The organism is Umezawaea endophytica, assembly GCF_025061645.1.
Classification (GTDB): Bacteria; Actinomycetota; Actinomycetes; order Mycobacteriales; family Pseudonocardiaceae; genus Umezawaea; species Umezawaea endophytica.
Genome location: NZ_JANYMP010000014.1, coordinates 152129 through 167714, shown reverse-complemented (window position 1 = coordinate 167714; position 15586 = coordinate 152129). Strand labels below are relative to the sequence as shown.

16 protein-coding genes are annotated in these 15586 nt (G+C 72.3%); 8 read left to right on the top strand and 8 right to left on the bottom strand.

Translation table 11 applies throughout. From position 1 onward, the window contains the following. Positions 1–3: 3 nt before the first annotated feature. From NZH93_RS27535 to kstD, 8 genes are all read right to left on the bottom strand, one after another. Positions 4–414 (bottom strand): MmcQ/YjbR family DNA-binding protein, encoded by a 411-nt coding sequence (locus NZH93_RS27535; RefSeq protein WP_259626112.1) that lies wholly within the window; start codon positions 412–414, stop codon positions 4–6. 10 nt (positions 415–424) lie between these two features. Beyond that, entirely contained in the window at positions 425–1747 is a 1323-nt protein-coding gene (locus tag NZH93_RS27530; protein WP_259626111.1) for a hypothetical protein, read from the bottom strand. A 97-nt stretch (positions 1748–1844) separates the two neighbouring features. Further along, entirely contained in the window at positions 1845–2414 is a 570-nt protein-coding gene (locus NZH93_RS27525) for a QsdR family transcriptional regulator (protein ID WP_259626110.1), read from the bottom strand. Between the two features lie 49 nt (positions 2415–2463). Beyond that, positions 2464–3309, bottom strand: a complete 846-nt coding sequence (gene chsH3 / locus NZH93_RS27520) for an enoyl-CoA hydratase ChsH3 (RefSeq protein ID WP_259626109.1) — start codon at positions 3307–3309, stop codon at positions 2464–2466. 9 nt (positions 3310–3318) lie between these two features. Further along, entirely contained in the window at positions 3319–4296 is a 978-nt protein-coding gene (locus NZH93_RS27515; RefSeq protein ID WP_259626108.1) for a ferredoxin--NADP reductase, read from the bottom strand. After that, positions 4289–4540 (bottom strand): hypothetical protein, encoded by a 252-nt coding sequence (locus NZH93_RS27510; protein ID WP_259626107.1) that lies wholly within the window; start codon positions 4538–4540, stop codon positions 4289–4291. Before NZH93_RS27510 ends, NZH93_RS27515 begins: the two co-directional genes overlap by 8 nt. Further along, entirely contained in the window at positions 4537–5667 is a 1131-nt protein-coding gene (locus tag NZH93_RS27505) for a 3-ketosteroid-9-alpha-monooxygenase, oxygenase component (protein ID WP_259626106.1), read from the bottom strand. The genes NZH93_RS27510 and NZH93_RS27505 overlap by 4 nt, the downstream gene beginning before the upstream one ends. After that, positions 5664–7310 (bottom strand): 3-oxosteroid 1-dehydrogenase, encoded by a 1647-nt coding sequence (gene kstD / locus NZH93_RS27500; protein ID WP_259626105.1) that lies wholly within the window; start codon positions 7308–7310, stop codon positions 5664–5666. The genes NZH93_RS27505 and kstD overlap by 4 nt, the downstream gene beginning before the upstream one ends. A 113-nt stretch (positions 7311–7423) precedes the next feature. Between kstD and NZH93_RS27495 the strand changes: the two genes are divergently transcribed. From NZH93_RS27495 to hsaB, 8 genes are all read left to right on the top strand, one after another. Next, on the top strand, positions 7424–8962 hold the full coding sequence (locus tag NZH93_RS27495) for an FAD-binding protein (RefSeq protein ID WP_259626104.1): 1539 nt from the start codon (positions 7424–7426) through the stop codon (positions 8960–8962). Further along, complete coding sequence (locus tag NZH93_RS27490) at positions 8956–9741, top strand: 2-keto-4-pentenoate hydratase (protein ID WP_259626103.1); 786 nt, start codon at positions 8956–8958, stop codon at positions 9739–9741. The genes NZH93_RS27495 and NZH93_RS27490 overlap by 7 nt, the downstream gene beginning before the upstream one ends. 10 nt (positions 9742–9751) lie before the next feature. After that, positions 9752–10666, top strand: a complete 915-nt coding sequence (locus NZH93_RS27485) for an acetaldehyde dehydrogenase (acetylating) (protein WP_259626102.1) — start codon at positions 9752–9754, stop codon at positions 10664–10666. Continuing rightward, positions 10666–11670 carry a 4-hydroxy-2-oxovalerate aldolase gene (dmpG, locus tag NZH93_RS27480; RefSeq protein WP_259626101.1) on the top strand — a complete coding sequence of 335 codons (1005 nt, stop codon included), beginning with the start codon at positions 10666–10668 and terminating at the stop codon, positions 11668–11670. Before NZH93_RS27485 ends, dmpG begins: the two co-directional genes overlap by 1 nt. A gap of 63 nt (positions 11671–11733) precedes the next feature. Then, a complete protein-coding gene (hsaA, locus tag NZH93_RS27475) occupies positions 11734–12912 on the top strand; it encodes a 3-hydroxy-9,10-secoandrosta-1,3,5(10)-triene-9,17-dione monooxygenase oxygenase subunit (protein ID WP_259626100.1) in 1179 nt (392 codons plus the stop codon). A gap of 13 nt (positions 12913–12925) precedes the next feature. Next, on the top strand, positions 12926–13795 hold the full coding sequence (gene hsaD, locus NZH93_RS27470; RefSeq protein ID WP_259626099.1) for a 4,5:9,10-diseco-3-hydroxy-5,9,17-trioxoandrosta-1(10),2-diene-4-oate hydrolase: 870 nt from the start codon (positions 12926–12928) through the stop codon (positions 13793–13795). Between the two features lie 5 nt (positions 13796–13800). After that, complete coding sequence (gene hsaC / locus NZH93_RS27465; RefSeq protein WP_259626098.1) at positions 13801–14703, top strand: iron-dependent extradiol dioxygenase HsaC; 903 nt, start codon at positions 13801–13803, stop codon at positions 14701–14703. Beyond that, positions 14700–15266 (top strand): 3-hydroxy-9,10-secoandrosta-1,3,5(10)-triene-9,17-dione monooxygenase reductase subunit, encoded by a 567-nt coding sequence (hsaB, locus tag NZH93_RS27460; RefSeq protein ID WP_308214244.1) that lies wholly within the window; start codon positions 14700–14702, stop codon positions 15264–15266. Before hsaC ends, hsaB begins: the two co-directional genes overlap by 4 nt. Positions 15267–15586 lie beyond the last annotated feature (320 nt).

The window sequence follows — 15586 nt, the reverse complement described above, 5'->3', positions numbered from 1 at the left end:
CGCTCAGCCGGGCCGGTCCACCAGCGCCACCAGCTTCTTCGGCGCCAGGACGCAGTAGCTGTCGGTCAGCAGCTCGCCGACCTCGGTCCAGTCGACGTCGTCGGTGAGCACCAGGCCGACGACGTCGGTTCCCCACCCGGCCTTGAAGAACGGGTGGCCGGAGCCGACCAGCGCGTCGAGTTCGGAGCCGGGCGCCCGGAACGTCATGACGACGATCGCCCCCGTCGCCCCCGCCGCCCTGGCGTAGGCCGCCGGGTGCTCGGGCTCGACGGTGAGGACGTGCGCGAAGGTCCGCTTGCGGACCATCCACCGCGTGCCCCGCCACGCCCGCTCCTCGTAGGCGTCGGGCAGCCCGAGGCACAGCGACCTCAACCGGGCCACGACGGGCGCGGGCACGTCTCCGTAGTCGACCACGCGGTCGACACTACCGGCGCGGGCCGCCGCCGAACGCGCGATCGAGGTAGTCCTTGAACTGGAGGCTGATCGTGTGCTGGTCCGACGGCCAGTTCGGCACGGCGACGGTGCGCGACCGCCCCGCGCCGCCCCGGACGGTCTCGGTGACGCGGATCGTGCCGCTCGGCTGGGCTGGCAGGTAGGTGTCCACGCCGGTCAGGAAGGGCAGCGAGCCGAACGGGACCGGCGGTGTGCCCGGCACGGACACGCCGTCGCAGCCGTCGTCGAACACGAAGCCCGCGAGGACCTGCCGGGCGCGCGGCGCGACGGCGGGTGCCAGCACGTCGACGCCGTCGAACTCCAGGCGGTCGTTGTCGGTGGCCTGGTCGGCCCACCACTCCCGGTTGCGCAGCACGGTGAACGCCGAACTGCCGGGGCACCGGTCGACGAGGTCGCCGATGCCGCCCGGACCCGAGACCTGGAGGCGCAGGAAGAGGTCGGAGCGCTCGAACGGCTCGAAGTAGTAGTGGTAGGTCCGCTGGCCCTCGCGTTCGAGGACCAGTTCGTAGTGCCCGCGGCCGTCGACCCGCAACGGCCCGAACGCGCCGTCGGCCCCGACCTCCACGCTCTGCCGGGCGGCGCGGCGCGCCCCGGTCCGGCCGTCGAGCTCCCAGACCCGCAGCAGACCCGCGGCGCCCTGGTTCTGCGGGAAGAACACCGCCCGGCCCGCGATCCGGACCAGGGCGGGCGGTTCGGGCCGCACGTCGGTGGTGGCCGCGTCCCGGCCGGTGAGGAACCGGTGGACGTACCCGAAGCCCTCGGCCGACGTGGCGGTCTCCGTGTGCCCCAGGTGGGTCAGGTACACGTTGGTCGCGCCGCCGATCGAGCCCGTGGGTTGCAGGCTGCCCCAGAGCGCGAGCGTCGGCACCCCGCCCGGTGGGGTGGCGCTGGACCGGCCGTCGACGTTCACGTACCGGCGCACCAGCGCGGCCCGCTCGGGCGTGGCCAGGAAGGCGTGCAGGACGGTCGTGCCGCGGGAGTGCGCGATGACGTCCACCGACCGCGCTCCGGTGCGGGCCAGCACGTCGGCGACGAACGCGTCGAGCCCGGCGACCGCAGCGTCGTTGGTCGCGACGCTGGTGTCGTACTCGTAGGCGTGCAGCAGGCGGTTCGGGAAACCGTTGGAGGAGAACCGCTTCGCGTTGGACTGCCACTGCTGGGCCGACCCCTGCTGGCCGTGCACGAAGACCATCGGCGTGCACCCGGCCGACGAGGCGACGGCGACGGGCGCGGTCGCCATCGCCGTCAGGACCGCGAGGAGCGCCGTGAGCAGCGGCAGGCGGACGATCGGCATGGCGGCCCCCACGGCGTCGGGAACGGGCCACCGCACCGTATCCAGGGCCCGCCGGCCCGCACCAGCGCGCGGCCGAACGTGAGACCGCCGTCGCAGGTCACCCCGGCAGCACCGCCCTGGTCGCCCGCTCGGCCAGCGCGCGGTCGACCGGCTCGCCACCCAGCAGCTCGGCGTACACCTCCGACTCGACGATCCGCACGTACAGGAACGCGATCTGGTCGAGCGCCGCGGACGGCTCCTCCGCGGCACGGGCCTCCAGCAGGATCTCCTTCTGCGCCGACACCACCCGGCGGTGCACGCCGCACGAGGCGTGGAACAGCACCCGTGTCGCCGTGTCCGGCTCGGCGAGCAGGAACGCGCGGAACGGCGCCGACTCGCGCAGCCGGTCGACGAACAGCCGGGTCACCTCCAGGACCCCGTCCGCCCCGGTGCTCCGGCGCTCCCGCCGTGCCTGGGTGAGCGTCCTCTCGCCGAGCAGCCACAGCACGTCGGCGAGCAGCACGTCCCGGCTGCGCACCACCCGGTAGAGCGTCGCCCGGCTGATCGCGAGGCCCGCCGCCAGGCGCTCCATGTCGATCGTGTGGTGGCGCAGGAAGAACCGGCACCCGCCCCGGACGACCTGCTCGCGGCTCATCACCCGCCGGGTCGCACCCGCGTCACCACCCACGCGCCCAGCCTGCCCGGTGGGCCGACCGCGCGGCAACGGGTCGCCCCCGTCAGGAGACGGTCAGCACCACGTCCGACAGCACGGGCGCGTCGTCGCGGTCAGCGGCCGTCGTGGTGAGCACGAAGCGGTCGCCGTCGCGCCACACCCCGGTGCGCAGGGTCTCACCGGGGTAGACGACGCCGGTGAACTTCGCGGCGAACGAGCTGACCCGGTCCACCCGCCCGTCGAGCAGCGCGTCCACCACGGCCTTGCACACCACGCCGTAGGTGCACAGCCCGTGCAGGATCGGCGCGTCGAACCCGGCGAGCTTCGCGAACTCCGGGTCCGCGTGCAGCGGGTTGCGGTCGCCGCACAGCCGGTACAGCAGCGCCTGCTGCGGCAGCGTCGGCGTTTCCAGCACGGCGTCCGGTGCGCGGTCGGGGACCCGCAGCCGCGTGGACGGCCCGCGCGAGCCGCCGAACCCGCCCTCGCCGCGGGCGAAGATGCTGGAGCGCGCGGTGAACAGCGCGGTCCCGTCCGTGGTGACGCCGGTCGACTCCTGCACGATGACGGCGGCCGTCCCCTTGTCCAGCACGTCGGCCACCCTCGTGCGCAGGACCGCCTCGCCGCGCACCGGCAGCGGGCGGTGCACGGTGATCTCCTGGGTGCCGTGCAGGACCTTGGCGAGGTCGACGTCGACGCCGGGGAACGACACGGTGGGCGGTTCGGTCGCGCGCAGGTGGGCCGCGATCACGCCGAACGTCGGCAGCACGTGCAGGTCCCGCTCGTAGGTGTACCGCAGGTCCTCCGGCCCCGCGCCGAGCGCGAGGTGGTAGAGCAGGACGTCCGTCGGGGTCCAGGAGAACTTCGTCTCCGGCAGTTCGGCGCCGATGGCGGTGGCGGGATCGATCGGCATGGCTCCCCCTCAGGTGTAGGTGATCTTCACCGCGTCGGTCACCGGGACCGACTGGCAGGCGAGGACGAAGCCCTCGGCGAGGTCCTGCTCGTCGAGCACGTCGTTGTTGAGCATCTTCACCTCGCCCTCCACCAGGCGGCAGACGCACGCGCTGCACGCCCCCTCGCGGCAGGAGAACGGCGCGTCGAGCCCCTTGTCCAGCAGCAGGTCGAGCAGCCGCGTGCGGGCGGGCCAGGGGAACCGGTGCTGCTCGCCGTCGAGTTCGACCTCCACCGTCGCGTCCGGGCCGTCGTCGGTGGCAGCGGCCACCGCGTCCTCGAACGGGTTGCTGGACAGGGAGGTGAACCGCTCGACGTGGACCCGCTGCACCCCCGCCTGGCGGGCGGCGGCCTTGGCGGCGTCCATGAAGGGCGCCGGGCCGCAGAGGAAGGCCTCGGCGCACGGCCGGGCGAGCGCGGCGAGCTGGGCGGTGGTCGGCAGGCCCTGCACGGACTCCAGCCAGTGCACGACCGCCAGCCGGTCGGGGTGCTCGGCGCTGAGGCGGGTCAGCTCGCGCGCGAAGATCACCGACCGCTCGTCGCGGTTGGCGTACACCAGGGTCACGCGGCCGGTGCCGCCGGAGAGCACCGACCTGATGATCGACATCACCGGCGTGATGCCGCTGCCGCCCGCGAACGCGAGCAGGTCGGCGTCCAGCGACGCCGGGGTGAACACGCCCACCGGGCCGAGCACGTCCAGTTCCGTGCCCACGACGGCGTTGTCGCACAGCCAGTGCGACCCGTACCCGTCCTGCGTGCGCTTGACGGTGATCTTCAGCGGCTCGTCCGGCGCGCTGCACAGCGAGTAGCACCGCGCGGCGGTCCCGATCCGCACGGTCAGGAACTGCCCCGGCTTGGGGGTGAACCCGCCGCCCTCCAGCACGAACGACTTGGCGTCCGGCGTCTCGTCGACGACCTCCACCACCCGCAGCCGGTGGACGTCAGCCATCGGCCACCTCCAGCACGCCGTCCCGCACCGCCTGGTCGATGCTGTCCCGCAGCGTCAGGCAGGTCTGGATGAGCGCGGTGTCCCGGCCGGCGGCGGCGAACTCGGGGCAGCTCGCCGCCGCGTCGGACGTCCACTGCACGCTCGTGTGGTGCGGGCTGTACTTCTTCACCAGCACGCGGTTCCCGCAGTCGAGGCACTTCACCGGGTTCAGCCCGCCCTCCAGGAACTCGCGGCGCTCGGTCACGAGACGCCTTCCCGTCGAGCGATGTTCGCCGCGACCTCCTTCTCCCACACCTCGACCGCCCTGGTGGTGTCGACCTCGAACTCGAAGCGCCGCACCATGTCGTCGGAGACGTCCTCCACGTCGACGTAGAACTGCTCGTACCAGCGGCGCAACTGGTAGACCGGCCCGTCCTCCTCGCACAGCAGCGGGTTGTCGATCCGCGACTTGTTCCGCCAGATCTCCACGTCCTGGAGGAAACCCGCGCCGATGCCGCGGGCGAACTTGTGCGCGATCTTGTCGGCGTGCTCGTCGGTCAGGCCGGGCAGCTTCTTGACGATCGCGCCCCACTGGAGCAGGAACGAGTTCTCGGTCACCGGGTAGTGGCAGTTGATCAGGACCGTCTCGATGATCGTGCCCTGGTAGTCGTTCCACAGGTAGTCGATCATGTAGGACGGGCCGAAGTAGGACGCCTCGGACCGGACCACCGTGTCACCGGTGTAGTTCGTCCCGCCGCCGGTGATGTCCGGCCGCCCCCTCGTCGTCAGGTACTGCGACGCGACGTGCCCCTCGAGCACGTTCTTGAAGTACGTGGGGAAGGCGAAGTGGATGTAGAAGAAGTGCGCCATGTCCACGACGTTGTCGATGACCTCGCGGCAGTTGGCGCCCTCGATCAGCACCGAGTCCCACGTCCAGTTGCTCCACTCGCCGCTGTAGGCCGCCTCGATCCGGGGGATCACGACGTTCTCCGGCGGCGGGTTCCCCTGCGGGTCGTGCCAGACGAACAACTGCTTGTTCTGCTCCAGCGTCGTCCACGAGCGGGTGCGGGCGCGCAGCGGGACCCTCTTGGCGTACGGGATCCCGACGCACCGGCCGTTGCCCGCCCAGCGCCAGTCGTGGAACGGGCAGGCGATCGTGTCGCCCTTCACCGTGCCCTGGGTGAGGTCCCCGCCCATGTGCCTGCAATAGGCGTCCAGCACGTTGAGCGCGCCGTCCTCGCCCTGGAACACCACCAGCTTGGTGCCGAACGCCTCGACGGCGTGCGGTTCACCGTCCCGGAACCGGTCGGCGAGCCCGAGGCAGTGCCAGCCGCGCGCGAACCTCGTCGGCGGGGTCCCGGCGTCGATCGTCCGAACCGCGTCCTCTGTCATGGGGTCCCTCCACGGTGGTCGGTGGTCGCCGCTGCGGCGATGTCCAGCGCGGCCAGGTAGCCGAAGGTCATCGCCGGACCGAGGGTGGCCCCCGGCCCCGCGTAGCTGTGGCCCATCACCGCCGCGCTGCTGTTGCCCGCCGCGTACAGGCCGGGGATGGCCGTGCCGTCCTCGCGGAGCACCCGCGCGCGGGTGTCGGTGCGCAGCCCGCCCTTGGTGCCCAGGTCGCCCGGCACGATCCGGACCGCGTGGAACGGCGGCTTCCGCAGCGGCGCGAGGCAGGGGTTGGGGCGGTTGCGCGGGTCGCCGTAGTACCGGTCGTACGCGCTGTCGCCGCGGTGGAAGTCCTCGTCGCGGCCGGTCTCGGCCAACTCGTTGAACCGCCGCACGGTCTCGGCGAGCGCGTCGGACGGCACGTCGATCAGCTTCGCCAGCTCCTCGACGCTGTCGGCGCGGTGCACCACGCCCGCCTTGTACCAGTGGCCGGGGAACGGCTGGCGCGGCGTGCGCCCGGCGAACGGGTAGCGGTCGCGGTACCGCTGGTCGGCCACCAGCCAGGTGGGCATGTTCCCGTCGTACATGGCGTTGACCGCGTCGACGTACGGCGCGGCCTCGTTGACGAACCGCCGTCCCGCCCCGTTGACCATCAGGCAGCCGGGCTGGGTGCGTTCGGACAGGCAGAAGTAGGGGCCGCGGGGGAGCGGGACCGACGGGCCCCACCAGGCGTCGTCCATCAGCCCGACCGCGCCGCCCGCCCGGACGCCGGCCTCGATGCCGTCGCCGGTGTTCTCCTTGGCGCCGGAGGTCCACTCGGTGCCGATGGGCGCCTTCTGGTGCTCCTTGCGCATCCGCTCGTTGTGCTCGAACCCGCCCGCCGCCAGCAGCACGCCGTACCGGGCGCGGACCAGCTCGTCGCCGCCGACCACGACACCCGCCACCCGGCCGTCCTCCACGTGCAGGTCGACCAGCGGGGTGTTCAGCCGGACCGGCACGCCCGCCGTGAGCAGCCCGGCCCGCAGGCCCGCGGAGAGCGCCTGGCCCAGCGCCAGCAGGGTGCCGCGCCGGAACCGCCGGACGAACACCCTGGCAGCCCTGAGCAGGCCGCGCGGGTGGCGGGCGACGAGGGTGAGCCACCGGTAGTCGGCGGCCGTGACCACGATCTTGGCGGGCGAGGGGAGGTAGGGGGCCTGGAGGTTCGCCAGCTCGTCGCCGAGCACGTCGGCGTTGAACGGGTCCGGTTCGATCGACCGGCCCCGCGCCTGACCGCCGGGCGCCTCGGGGTAGTAGTCGGCGTAGCCGCGGACCCAGTGGAACTCCAGCGGCGTGTGCTCGCGGATGAACGACAGCATCTCCGGACCGCGGTCCAGGTACGTCCGCAGCAGGTCGTCCGGCACGTCGTCGCCGACGATGTGCCGGAGGTAGGTGAGCGCCTGCTCCGGGGTGTCGGTCACGCCTGCCTCGCGCAGCACGGCGTTGTTCGGGATCCACAGTCCGCCGCCGGACCGCGCGGTGGACCCGCCGAACCGCTCGGCCTTCTCGACCACCACGACCCGCAGGCCCCGGTGGGCGGCGCACAGCGCGGCCGTCATGCCCGCCCCGCCACTGCCCACGACGACCACGTCGAACTCGCTGTCCTCGACCACGGTGCCTCCACGGAGAGTAAGACTAGAACAGGTTATAGTTTCGGGGCGTCTTGGCGCTATGGTGGAACAGTGCCAACTGGGCAGCCGATCGAGAACGTGTTCCGGGAGGGTGCGTGGACGTCAGCGCCGACGTGGTGATCGTGGGCTTCGGCGCCGCGGGCGCCTGCGCCGCGATCGAGGCGGCCCGCGCGGGCGCGTCGGTGGTCGTGCTGGACAGGTTCGCCGGTGGCGGGGCGACGGCGTTGTCCGGCGGTGTGGTCTACGCGGGCGGCGGGACGCGGCAGCAGGTCGAGGCCGGTGTGCTGGACAGCCCCGACGGCATGTTCGAGTACCTGCGCCACGAGGTCGGCGACGCCGTCTCCGGCGAGACCCTGTGGCGGTTCTGCCGCGGCAGCGCGGACATGCTGAGGTGGCTGGAGGACCAGGGCGTGCCGTTCGACGCGAGCCTCTGCCCGTTCAAGACCTCGTACCCCACCAACGACTACTACCTCTACCACTCGGGCAGCGAGCAGGCCCGGCGCGACGTCACCCCGCCCGCGCCGCGCGGTCACCGGGCCAAGGGCAAGGGCACGTCCGGCGCGCTGCTCTTCGCGCGGCTGGCCGCCTCCGTCCACCGGACCGGGGCGGGCGTGCTGCCGCAGACCACCGCGGTGGAGCTGGTCACCGAGGACGGCCGGGTGACCGGCGTCCGGTGCCGCAGGCTGACGGGCGCGCCCCGGATCGCCCACCGGGTACTGTCCCGGCTCGCCGTGAAGCCGAGCCTGTACTACCCGCCGGTGGGCCGGTCGCTGCACCGGCTGGCCGCCGCGCTGGAACGCCGCCACGGCCGTGAGGTGCTGGTCCGGGCGAACCGGGGGGTGGTCATCGCCGCGGGCGGGTTCGTCTTCGACCGCGAGCTGATGCGCGAGCACGCCCCGGCGTACCGGGGCGGTCTGCCGCTGGGCACACCCGGCGACGACGGCAGCGGCATCAAGCTGGGCACGGCGGTCGGCGGGACGACCGCGCGGATGGACCGGGTGTCGGCGTGGCGGTTCCTCACGCCGCCCAGCGCGCTGCGCAAGGGCGTCCTGGTCGGCGCGACCGGGCGGCGGGTGTGCGACGAGTCCCTGTACGGCGCGGCCATCGGCGAGGCGATCGTCACCGGTCACGAGGGTCGGGCGTGGCTGCTCGTCGACGACGAGGTGCTCCGCGAGGCGCGTCGGCAGGTCCCGTGGCAGACGCTGCTGTTCCAGCGGTTGCAGGCCCGCTACCTGCTCTCGCGCGGGCTCGTCACCGGTCTGACGCTCGACGAGGTCGCGGCGAAGGTCGGGGTGGACGCGGCCGGGCTGCGGGCGACCGCGAAGGCCTACGGCGACGTGCCGGACGCCCTCGGCAAGCTCCCCGAACTCGTCCGACCGCTGAGGGCGCCGTACTCGCTGATCGACGTCTCCGTCCGGTCCCGCGTCGGGTACCCGTGCCCGGTGCTCACCCTGGGCGGTCTGGTGGTCGACGAGGACACCGGCCGGGTGACCGGCGTCGACGGCCTGTACGCGGCGGGCCGGTCGGCGGTCGGCGTGTGCTCCGAGTCCTACGTCAGCGGGCTCTCGCTCGCCGACTGCGTCTTCTCCGGCCGCCGGGCCGGGGCCCACGTGGCGAAGGAGACCCCGTGCTGACGACCGACCAGAGGACCGCCGCGGCCGAGTTGCTGCGGCGGGCCGAGCACGACCGCGCGCCGATCGAGCCGCTGGTCGAGCACTACCCCGACCTCGACGTGGTCGACGCCTACGAGGTCCAGCTCGTCAACATCCGCCGCCGGGTCGACCGCGGGGCCGTGGTGGTCGGGCACAAGGTCGGCCTGTCGTCGCTCGCGATGCAGCGGATGATGGGTGTTGACGAGCCCGACTACGGGCACCTGCTCGACGACATGCGGCTGGCCGAGGCCACACCGGTGCGCGCGGCGGACTACTGCTTCCCCCGCGTCGAGGTGGAGGTGGCGTTCGTGCTCGGCGCCGACCTGCCCGGCGAGGGGTGCACCGAGCAGGACGTGCTGGACGCGACCGAGGCCGTCGCGCCGTCCATCGAGCTGATCGACAGCCGCATCGCCGACTGGCGGATCGGCCTGGTGGACACCATCGCGGACAACGCCTCGTCGGCGGGCTTCGTGCTCGGCGCGAACCGGCTCCGACCGTCCGAGGTGGACCTGCGCGCCATCGCCGTCCGGCTGCGCCAGGACGGCGCGGTGCTCGTCGAGGGCCGCAGCGACGCCGTGCTGGGCAACCCGGTGGTCGCGGTCGCCTGGCTGGCGGCCAAGGTCGCGGGGTTCGGCGTGCGGCTCAGGGCGGGCGACGTCGTGCTGCCCGGCTCCTGCACGCGGGCGGTGGACGCCCACCCCGGCGACTCGTTCCACGCCGAGTTCGACGGGCTCGGCTCCGTGTCCCTGTCCTTCGAGTGAGGTGGACGAGATGAGTTCGGCGAAGGCGACCGCGGCGATCGTCGGGTCGGGGAACATCGGCACCGACCTGCTGCACAAGCTCGCGCGCTCGTCGTGGATCGAGCCGCGGTGGGTGGTGGGCATCGATCCCGGCAGCGAAGGGCTGCGCAGGGCCCGTGCGCTCGGGGTGGAGACGACCGTCGAGGGTGTGGACTGGTTGCTGCGCCAGGACGAGCTGCCCGACCTGGTGTTCGAGGCGACGTCGGCGGCGGTGCACCGGGCGAACGCGCCGCGCTACGCCGAGGCGGGCATCCGGGCGATCGACCTGACGCCCGCGGCGATCGGGCCGTACGTCGTGCCGCCGGTCAACCTCCGCGCGCACCTGGACGCCCCGAACATCAACCTGATCACCTGCGGCGGCCAGGCCACGATCCCGATCGTGCACGCGGTGTCCAGGGTCGTCCCGGTCGTCTACGCGGAGGTCGTGGCCAGCGTCGCCTCGGTGTCCGCCGGACCGGGGACCAGGGCGAACATCGACGAGTTCACCCGGACCACCGGCCGGGGCATCGAGGAGATCGGCGGGGCCACCAAGGGCAAGGCCATCATCGTGCTGAACCCCGCCGACCCGCCGATGATCATGCGGGACACGATCTTCTGCGCGATCCCGGCCGACGCCGACGAGAGCGCCATCGCTGAGTCGGTCACCCGGATGGTGGCGGACATCGCGACCTACGTGCCCGGCTACCGGCTGCTGAACGAGCCCCAGTTCGACCGCGTCGCGGCAGGCGAGGGCGAGATCTCCAGGGTGTCCGTCTTCGTCGAGGTCGAGGGCGCGGGCGACTTCCTGCCGCCGTACTCGGGGAACCTCGACATCATGACCGCCGCCGCGACCAGGGTCGGCGAAGAGCTCGTCCGATCGCTCGCGACCGTCTCGGGAGGACAGTGATGCTGCGGTTGACCGACACGTCGTTGCGGGACGGTTCGCACCACAAGCGGCACCGGTTCACCGCGGAGGAGGTCCGCTCGGTGGTGGCGGCGCTGGACGAGGCGGGCGTCCCGGTGATCGAGGTCGCGCACGGCGACGGGCTCGGCGGCTCCTCGTTCACCTACGGCTTCAGCCGCACGCCCGAGCAGGAGCTGATCAGCACGGCGGTGCGGACCGCCAAGCGGGCCAGGATCGCCGTGCTGATGCTGCCGGGCGTGGGCGTGAAGGACGACATCCTGGTGGCGCAGGACAACGGAGCCTCGATCTGCCGGATCGCCACGCACTGCACCGAGGCCGACATCTCGGTGCAGCACTTCGGCCTGGCGCGGGACCGGGGGCTGGAGACCGTCGGGTTCCTGATGATGGCCCACTCCCAGCCGCCGGAGGCGCTCGCCAAGCAGGCCCGGATCATGGCCGACGCGGGGTGCCAGTGCGTCTACGTGGTCGACTCGGCGGGCGCGCTGGTGCTGGAGCAGGTCGCCGACCGGGTGTCGGCGCTGGTGGCGGAGTTGGGCGACGACGCCCAGGTCGGCTTCCACGGCCACGAGAACCTCGGGCTGGGCGTCGCGAACTCGGTGATCGCGGCCCGCGCGGGAGCGGCGCAGATCGACGGCAGCGTCCGCCGGTTCGGGGCCGGGGCGGGGAACACGCCGCTGGAGGCGTTCGTCGGGGTCTGCGACAAGCTCGGGATCGCCACCGGCGTGGACTTCTTCGCGATCGTCGACGCGGCCGAGGACGTGGTGCGGCCCGCGATGCCCGAGGAGTGCCTGCTCGACCGGATGGCGCTGATGATGGGGTACGCGGGCGTGTACTCCAGCTTCCTCAAGCACGCCTACGTCCAGGCCGAGCGCTACCAGGTGTCCGGCGCGCAGATCCTCGTGCGGGCGGGTGAGCGCAAGCTCGTCGGCGGGCAGGAGGACCAGCTCATCGACATCGCGCTGGAGCTGCGGCGCGAGCAGGTTTGAGCTCGTCGACAGAAACGAGAACGTGTTCTAGTCTGGCTCGTGCCGGGAGAACGGGAGCGAACGATGAGCGACCAGGTCGGCCACGAGGTCCTGGCCAAGGTGAGGGATCTGCTGCCGGTGCTGCGCGACCGGGCGCAGGAGGCCGAAGACCTCCGCCGGGTGCCGGAGGAGTCGGTGAAGTCGTTGCAGGAGATCGGCTTCTTCAAGCTGCTGCAACCCGTTCGCCACGGCGGGGCGGAAGCGCACCCGCTCACCTTCTACACCGCGGTCAAGCTGATCGCGAGCGCCTGCGGCTCGACGGGCTGGGTGGCCTCGGTGCTCGGCGTGCACCCGTGGCACGTCGGCCTGTTCGCCGAGCAGGCCCAGCAGGACGTCTGGGCCGAGGACCGCGACACGCGCATCTCGTCGTCGTACGCGCCGGTCGGTCGGGCGACCCCGGTCGACGGCGGGTTCCGGTTCACCGGCCGGTGGAGCTTCTCCTCCGGCTGCGACCACGCGACGTGGGTGCTGCTCGGCGGGCTGGTGATGGGCGAGGACGGCAAACCGGTCGACTTCCGCACGTTCCTGCTGCCGATCGCCGACTACCGGATCGACGACGTCTGGGACACCGTGGGGCTGCGCGGCACCGGCAGCAACGACATCGTCGTCGAGGACGTGTTCGTGCCGGAGCACCGGACGCTGAGCATGAGCAACACCGCCCGGTGCGCGTGCCCCGGCCAGGAGTTGAACACCGGGCCGCTGTTCCGCATGCCCTACGGCACCGTGCACCCGTACGCGATCACCGCGCCGATGATCGGGATGGCACTCGGCGCCTACGACGAGCACGTCGGCGCGACGCGCGACCGGATCCGGGCCTCCTACGTCGGCGAGAAGGCGTCGGAGGACCCGTTCGCCCAGGTGCGGATCGCCAGCGCCGCCAACGACATCGACGCCGCGTGGCTCCAGTTGGAGCGCAACGTCAACGAGGAGATGGCGCTGGCGGAGACGCGCACCAAGATCCCGGTGGAACTCAGGCTGCGGGCCAGGCGCGACCAGGTGTGCGGCAGCGCCAGGGCCATCGCCGCCATCGACCGGCTGTTCGAGAGCGCGGGCGGCAAGGCCATCGGCAACGGCCTGCGGATCCCGCGGTTCTGGCGCGACGCCCACGCCGCCAGGGTGCACGCGGCCAACGACCCGGAGCGCGCGCTCGTCCTGTACGGCAAGGGCGAACTCGGTTTCCCCGTCCGAGACGGGCTGTTCTGAAGTGGGGGACGACGTGACGGCAGCGCTCGGCTTCGAGTCCACCAGCCGCTACGCGGACGTGGGCGACCTGCGGCTGCACTACCACGAGGCGGGCTCCGAGCACGGGACGACGGTGGTGCTGCTGCACGGCGGCGGGCCGGGCGCGTCGGCGTGGAGCAACTTCGGCCGCACGATCCCGGTGTTCGCCAAGACGTTCCGGGTGCTCGCGGTGGACCAGCCGGGCTTCGGCCTGTCGGACAAGCCGACCGAGCACGACCAGTACTTCACCCACAGCGCACGGGCGTTGCTCGGCCTGTTCGACGCGCTCGGAGTGGACAAGGCGCACCTGCTGGGCAACTCGCTCGGCGGGGGAGCGGCGGTGCGGTTCGCGCTCGACCACCCGGACCGGGCGGGGCGGCTCGTGCTGATGGGACCGGGCGGGCTGAGCGTGAACGTGTTCGCGCCGGACCCGACCGAGGGCGTGCGCAAGCTGTCCAGGTTCGGCGCGAAACCGGGGCCCAGCAAGGAGAAGCTGGAGGAGTTCCTGCGCACCATGGTGTTCGACCAGTCGCTCATCACCGAGGAGCTGGTCGAGGAGCGCTTCGCCGCCGCGAGCACGCCGGAGTCGTTGCGCGCCATGGCCGCCATGGGCGCCTCGTTCACCCGCCCCGACACGTTCGAGCAGGGGATGCTGTGGCGCGAGGCGTACCGGCTGCGCCAGCGGGTGCTGCTGGTGTGGGGCCGGGAGGACCGGGTCAACCCGCTCGACGGGGCGCTGCTGGCGTTGAAGCTCATCCCGCGTGCCCAGTTGCACGTGTTCGGCCGCTGCGGCCACTGGGCCCAGGTGGAGAAGTTCGACGAGTTCAACCGGCTCGCGATCGACTTCCTCACGGACGGGGAGTGACAGGCATGGGAATCCGTTCGCTCGGCTACCTCCGCATCGAGGCGACCGACATGGACCGGTGGCGCGAGTTTGGGCTGAAGGTACTCGGGATGGTCGAGGGCCAAGGCGCCGACCCGGCCGCGCTGTACCTGAGGATGGACGACTTCCCGGCCCGGCTGGTGGTCTTCCCCGGTGAGCACGACCGGCTGGCCCAGTCCGGCTGGGAGGTGGCCAACGAGGCCGAGCTGGTCGAGGTCGGCGAGCGGCTGGCCGCCGCCGGGGTGACGGTGAAGGAGGGCGACGACGCCGACCTGGCCGACCGCCGGGTGACCGGGCTGATCCGGTTCGACGACCCGTCCGGCAACACGCTGGAGGTCTTCCACGGGGCCGCGCTCCAGCACCGCAGGGTCGTCAGCCCGTACGGGCACCGGTTCGTGACCGAGGGGCAGGGGCTCGGGCACGTCGTGCTGTCGACCCACGACGACGCGGCGGCGCTGGCGTTCTACCGCGACGTGCTCGGGTTCCGGCTGCGCGACTCGATGCGCCTGCCGCCGCAGTTCGTCGGCCGACCCGCCGACGGGCCGCCCGCGTGGCTGCGCTTCTTCGGCTGCAACTCCCGCCACCACAGCCTCGCGTTCCTGCCGATGCCGACGCCGAGCGGCATCGTGCACCTGATGGTCGAGGTGGCCGAGACCGACGACGTCGGCCTGACGCTGGACCGCGCGCTGCGCCGGAAGGTGCCGCTGTCCGCGACGCTGGGCAGGCACGTCAACGACCTGATGCTGTCGTTCTACATGAAGTCGCCCGGCGGGTTCGACATCGAGTTCGGCACCGAGGGCAGGCAGGTGTCCGACGAGGAGTGGATCGCGCGGGAGAGCACGGCGGTCAGCCTGTGGGGCCACGACTTCAGCGTCGGGGCGCGGAAGTGACCGTGCGCAGCGGGTTCGACGCCGCCCGGTTCCGGACGGTGCTGGGCCACTTCTGCACGGGCGTCACGGTGGTGACCAGTGTGGACGGTGACCAGCCCGTCGGGTTCGCCTGCCAGGCGTTCGCCGCGCTGTCCCTCGCCCCACCGCTGGTCCTGTTCTGCCCGGCCAAGTCCTCGCGGAGCTGGCCCGTCATCGAACGGGCGGGCCACTTCTGCGTGAACGTGCTGGCGGAGGGCCAGCGCGCGGTGTCGACGGTCTTCGGCACCGGCGGGGCGGACAAGTTCGACACCGTCCCCTGGACCCCGTCGTCGACCGGCGCTCCCGTGCTGGACGGGGCGCTGACCTGGGTGGACTGCACGGTCGAGGCCGTGCACGACGCGGGCGACCACCACGTCGTCATCGGCCGCGTCGTAGACCTGGGAGAACACCGCGACGAACGCCCGCTGCTGTTCTACCGGGGCCACTACGCCGCGACCGACACCACCCCGCCCGACGACCGCGGCTGGACCGGCGAGGTCCTGGACGCCCTCCTCACCTGGCCCCGGCAGTCGGACTGGATCTGAGGGCTGGATCAGCGGCGTTCACGGTGATCGCCTGATTTTCGCTCACACATCGATCTTGGATGCCCTTCTCTTCTGGCAATCCACCGGGCCACGTCACATGATCTTCACGGAATCGAACACCTAGGTCGTAGCCAGTAGTTCGCGAGATCAGTTGACGTCGCAAGCAATCTCGGTCAGGTGGCGAACAGCAACGGCATTGCCTTGCCGGAACGACCCGGACCTTCGCGGGCACCAGCAGAAGGTGGAGCACCTGCTCTGACGTCGTCCGCCGCTCCGTCTCCTCGCCCACGAAGAACTCGGCCTGAGCCGGAAATTCCACG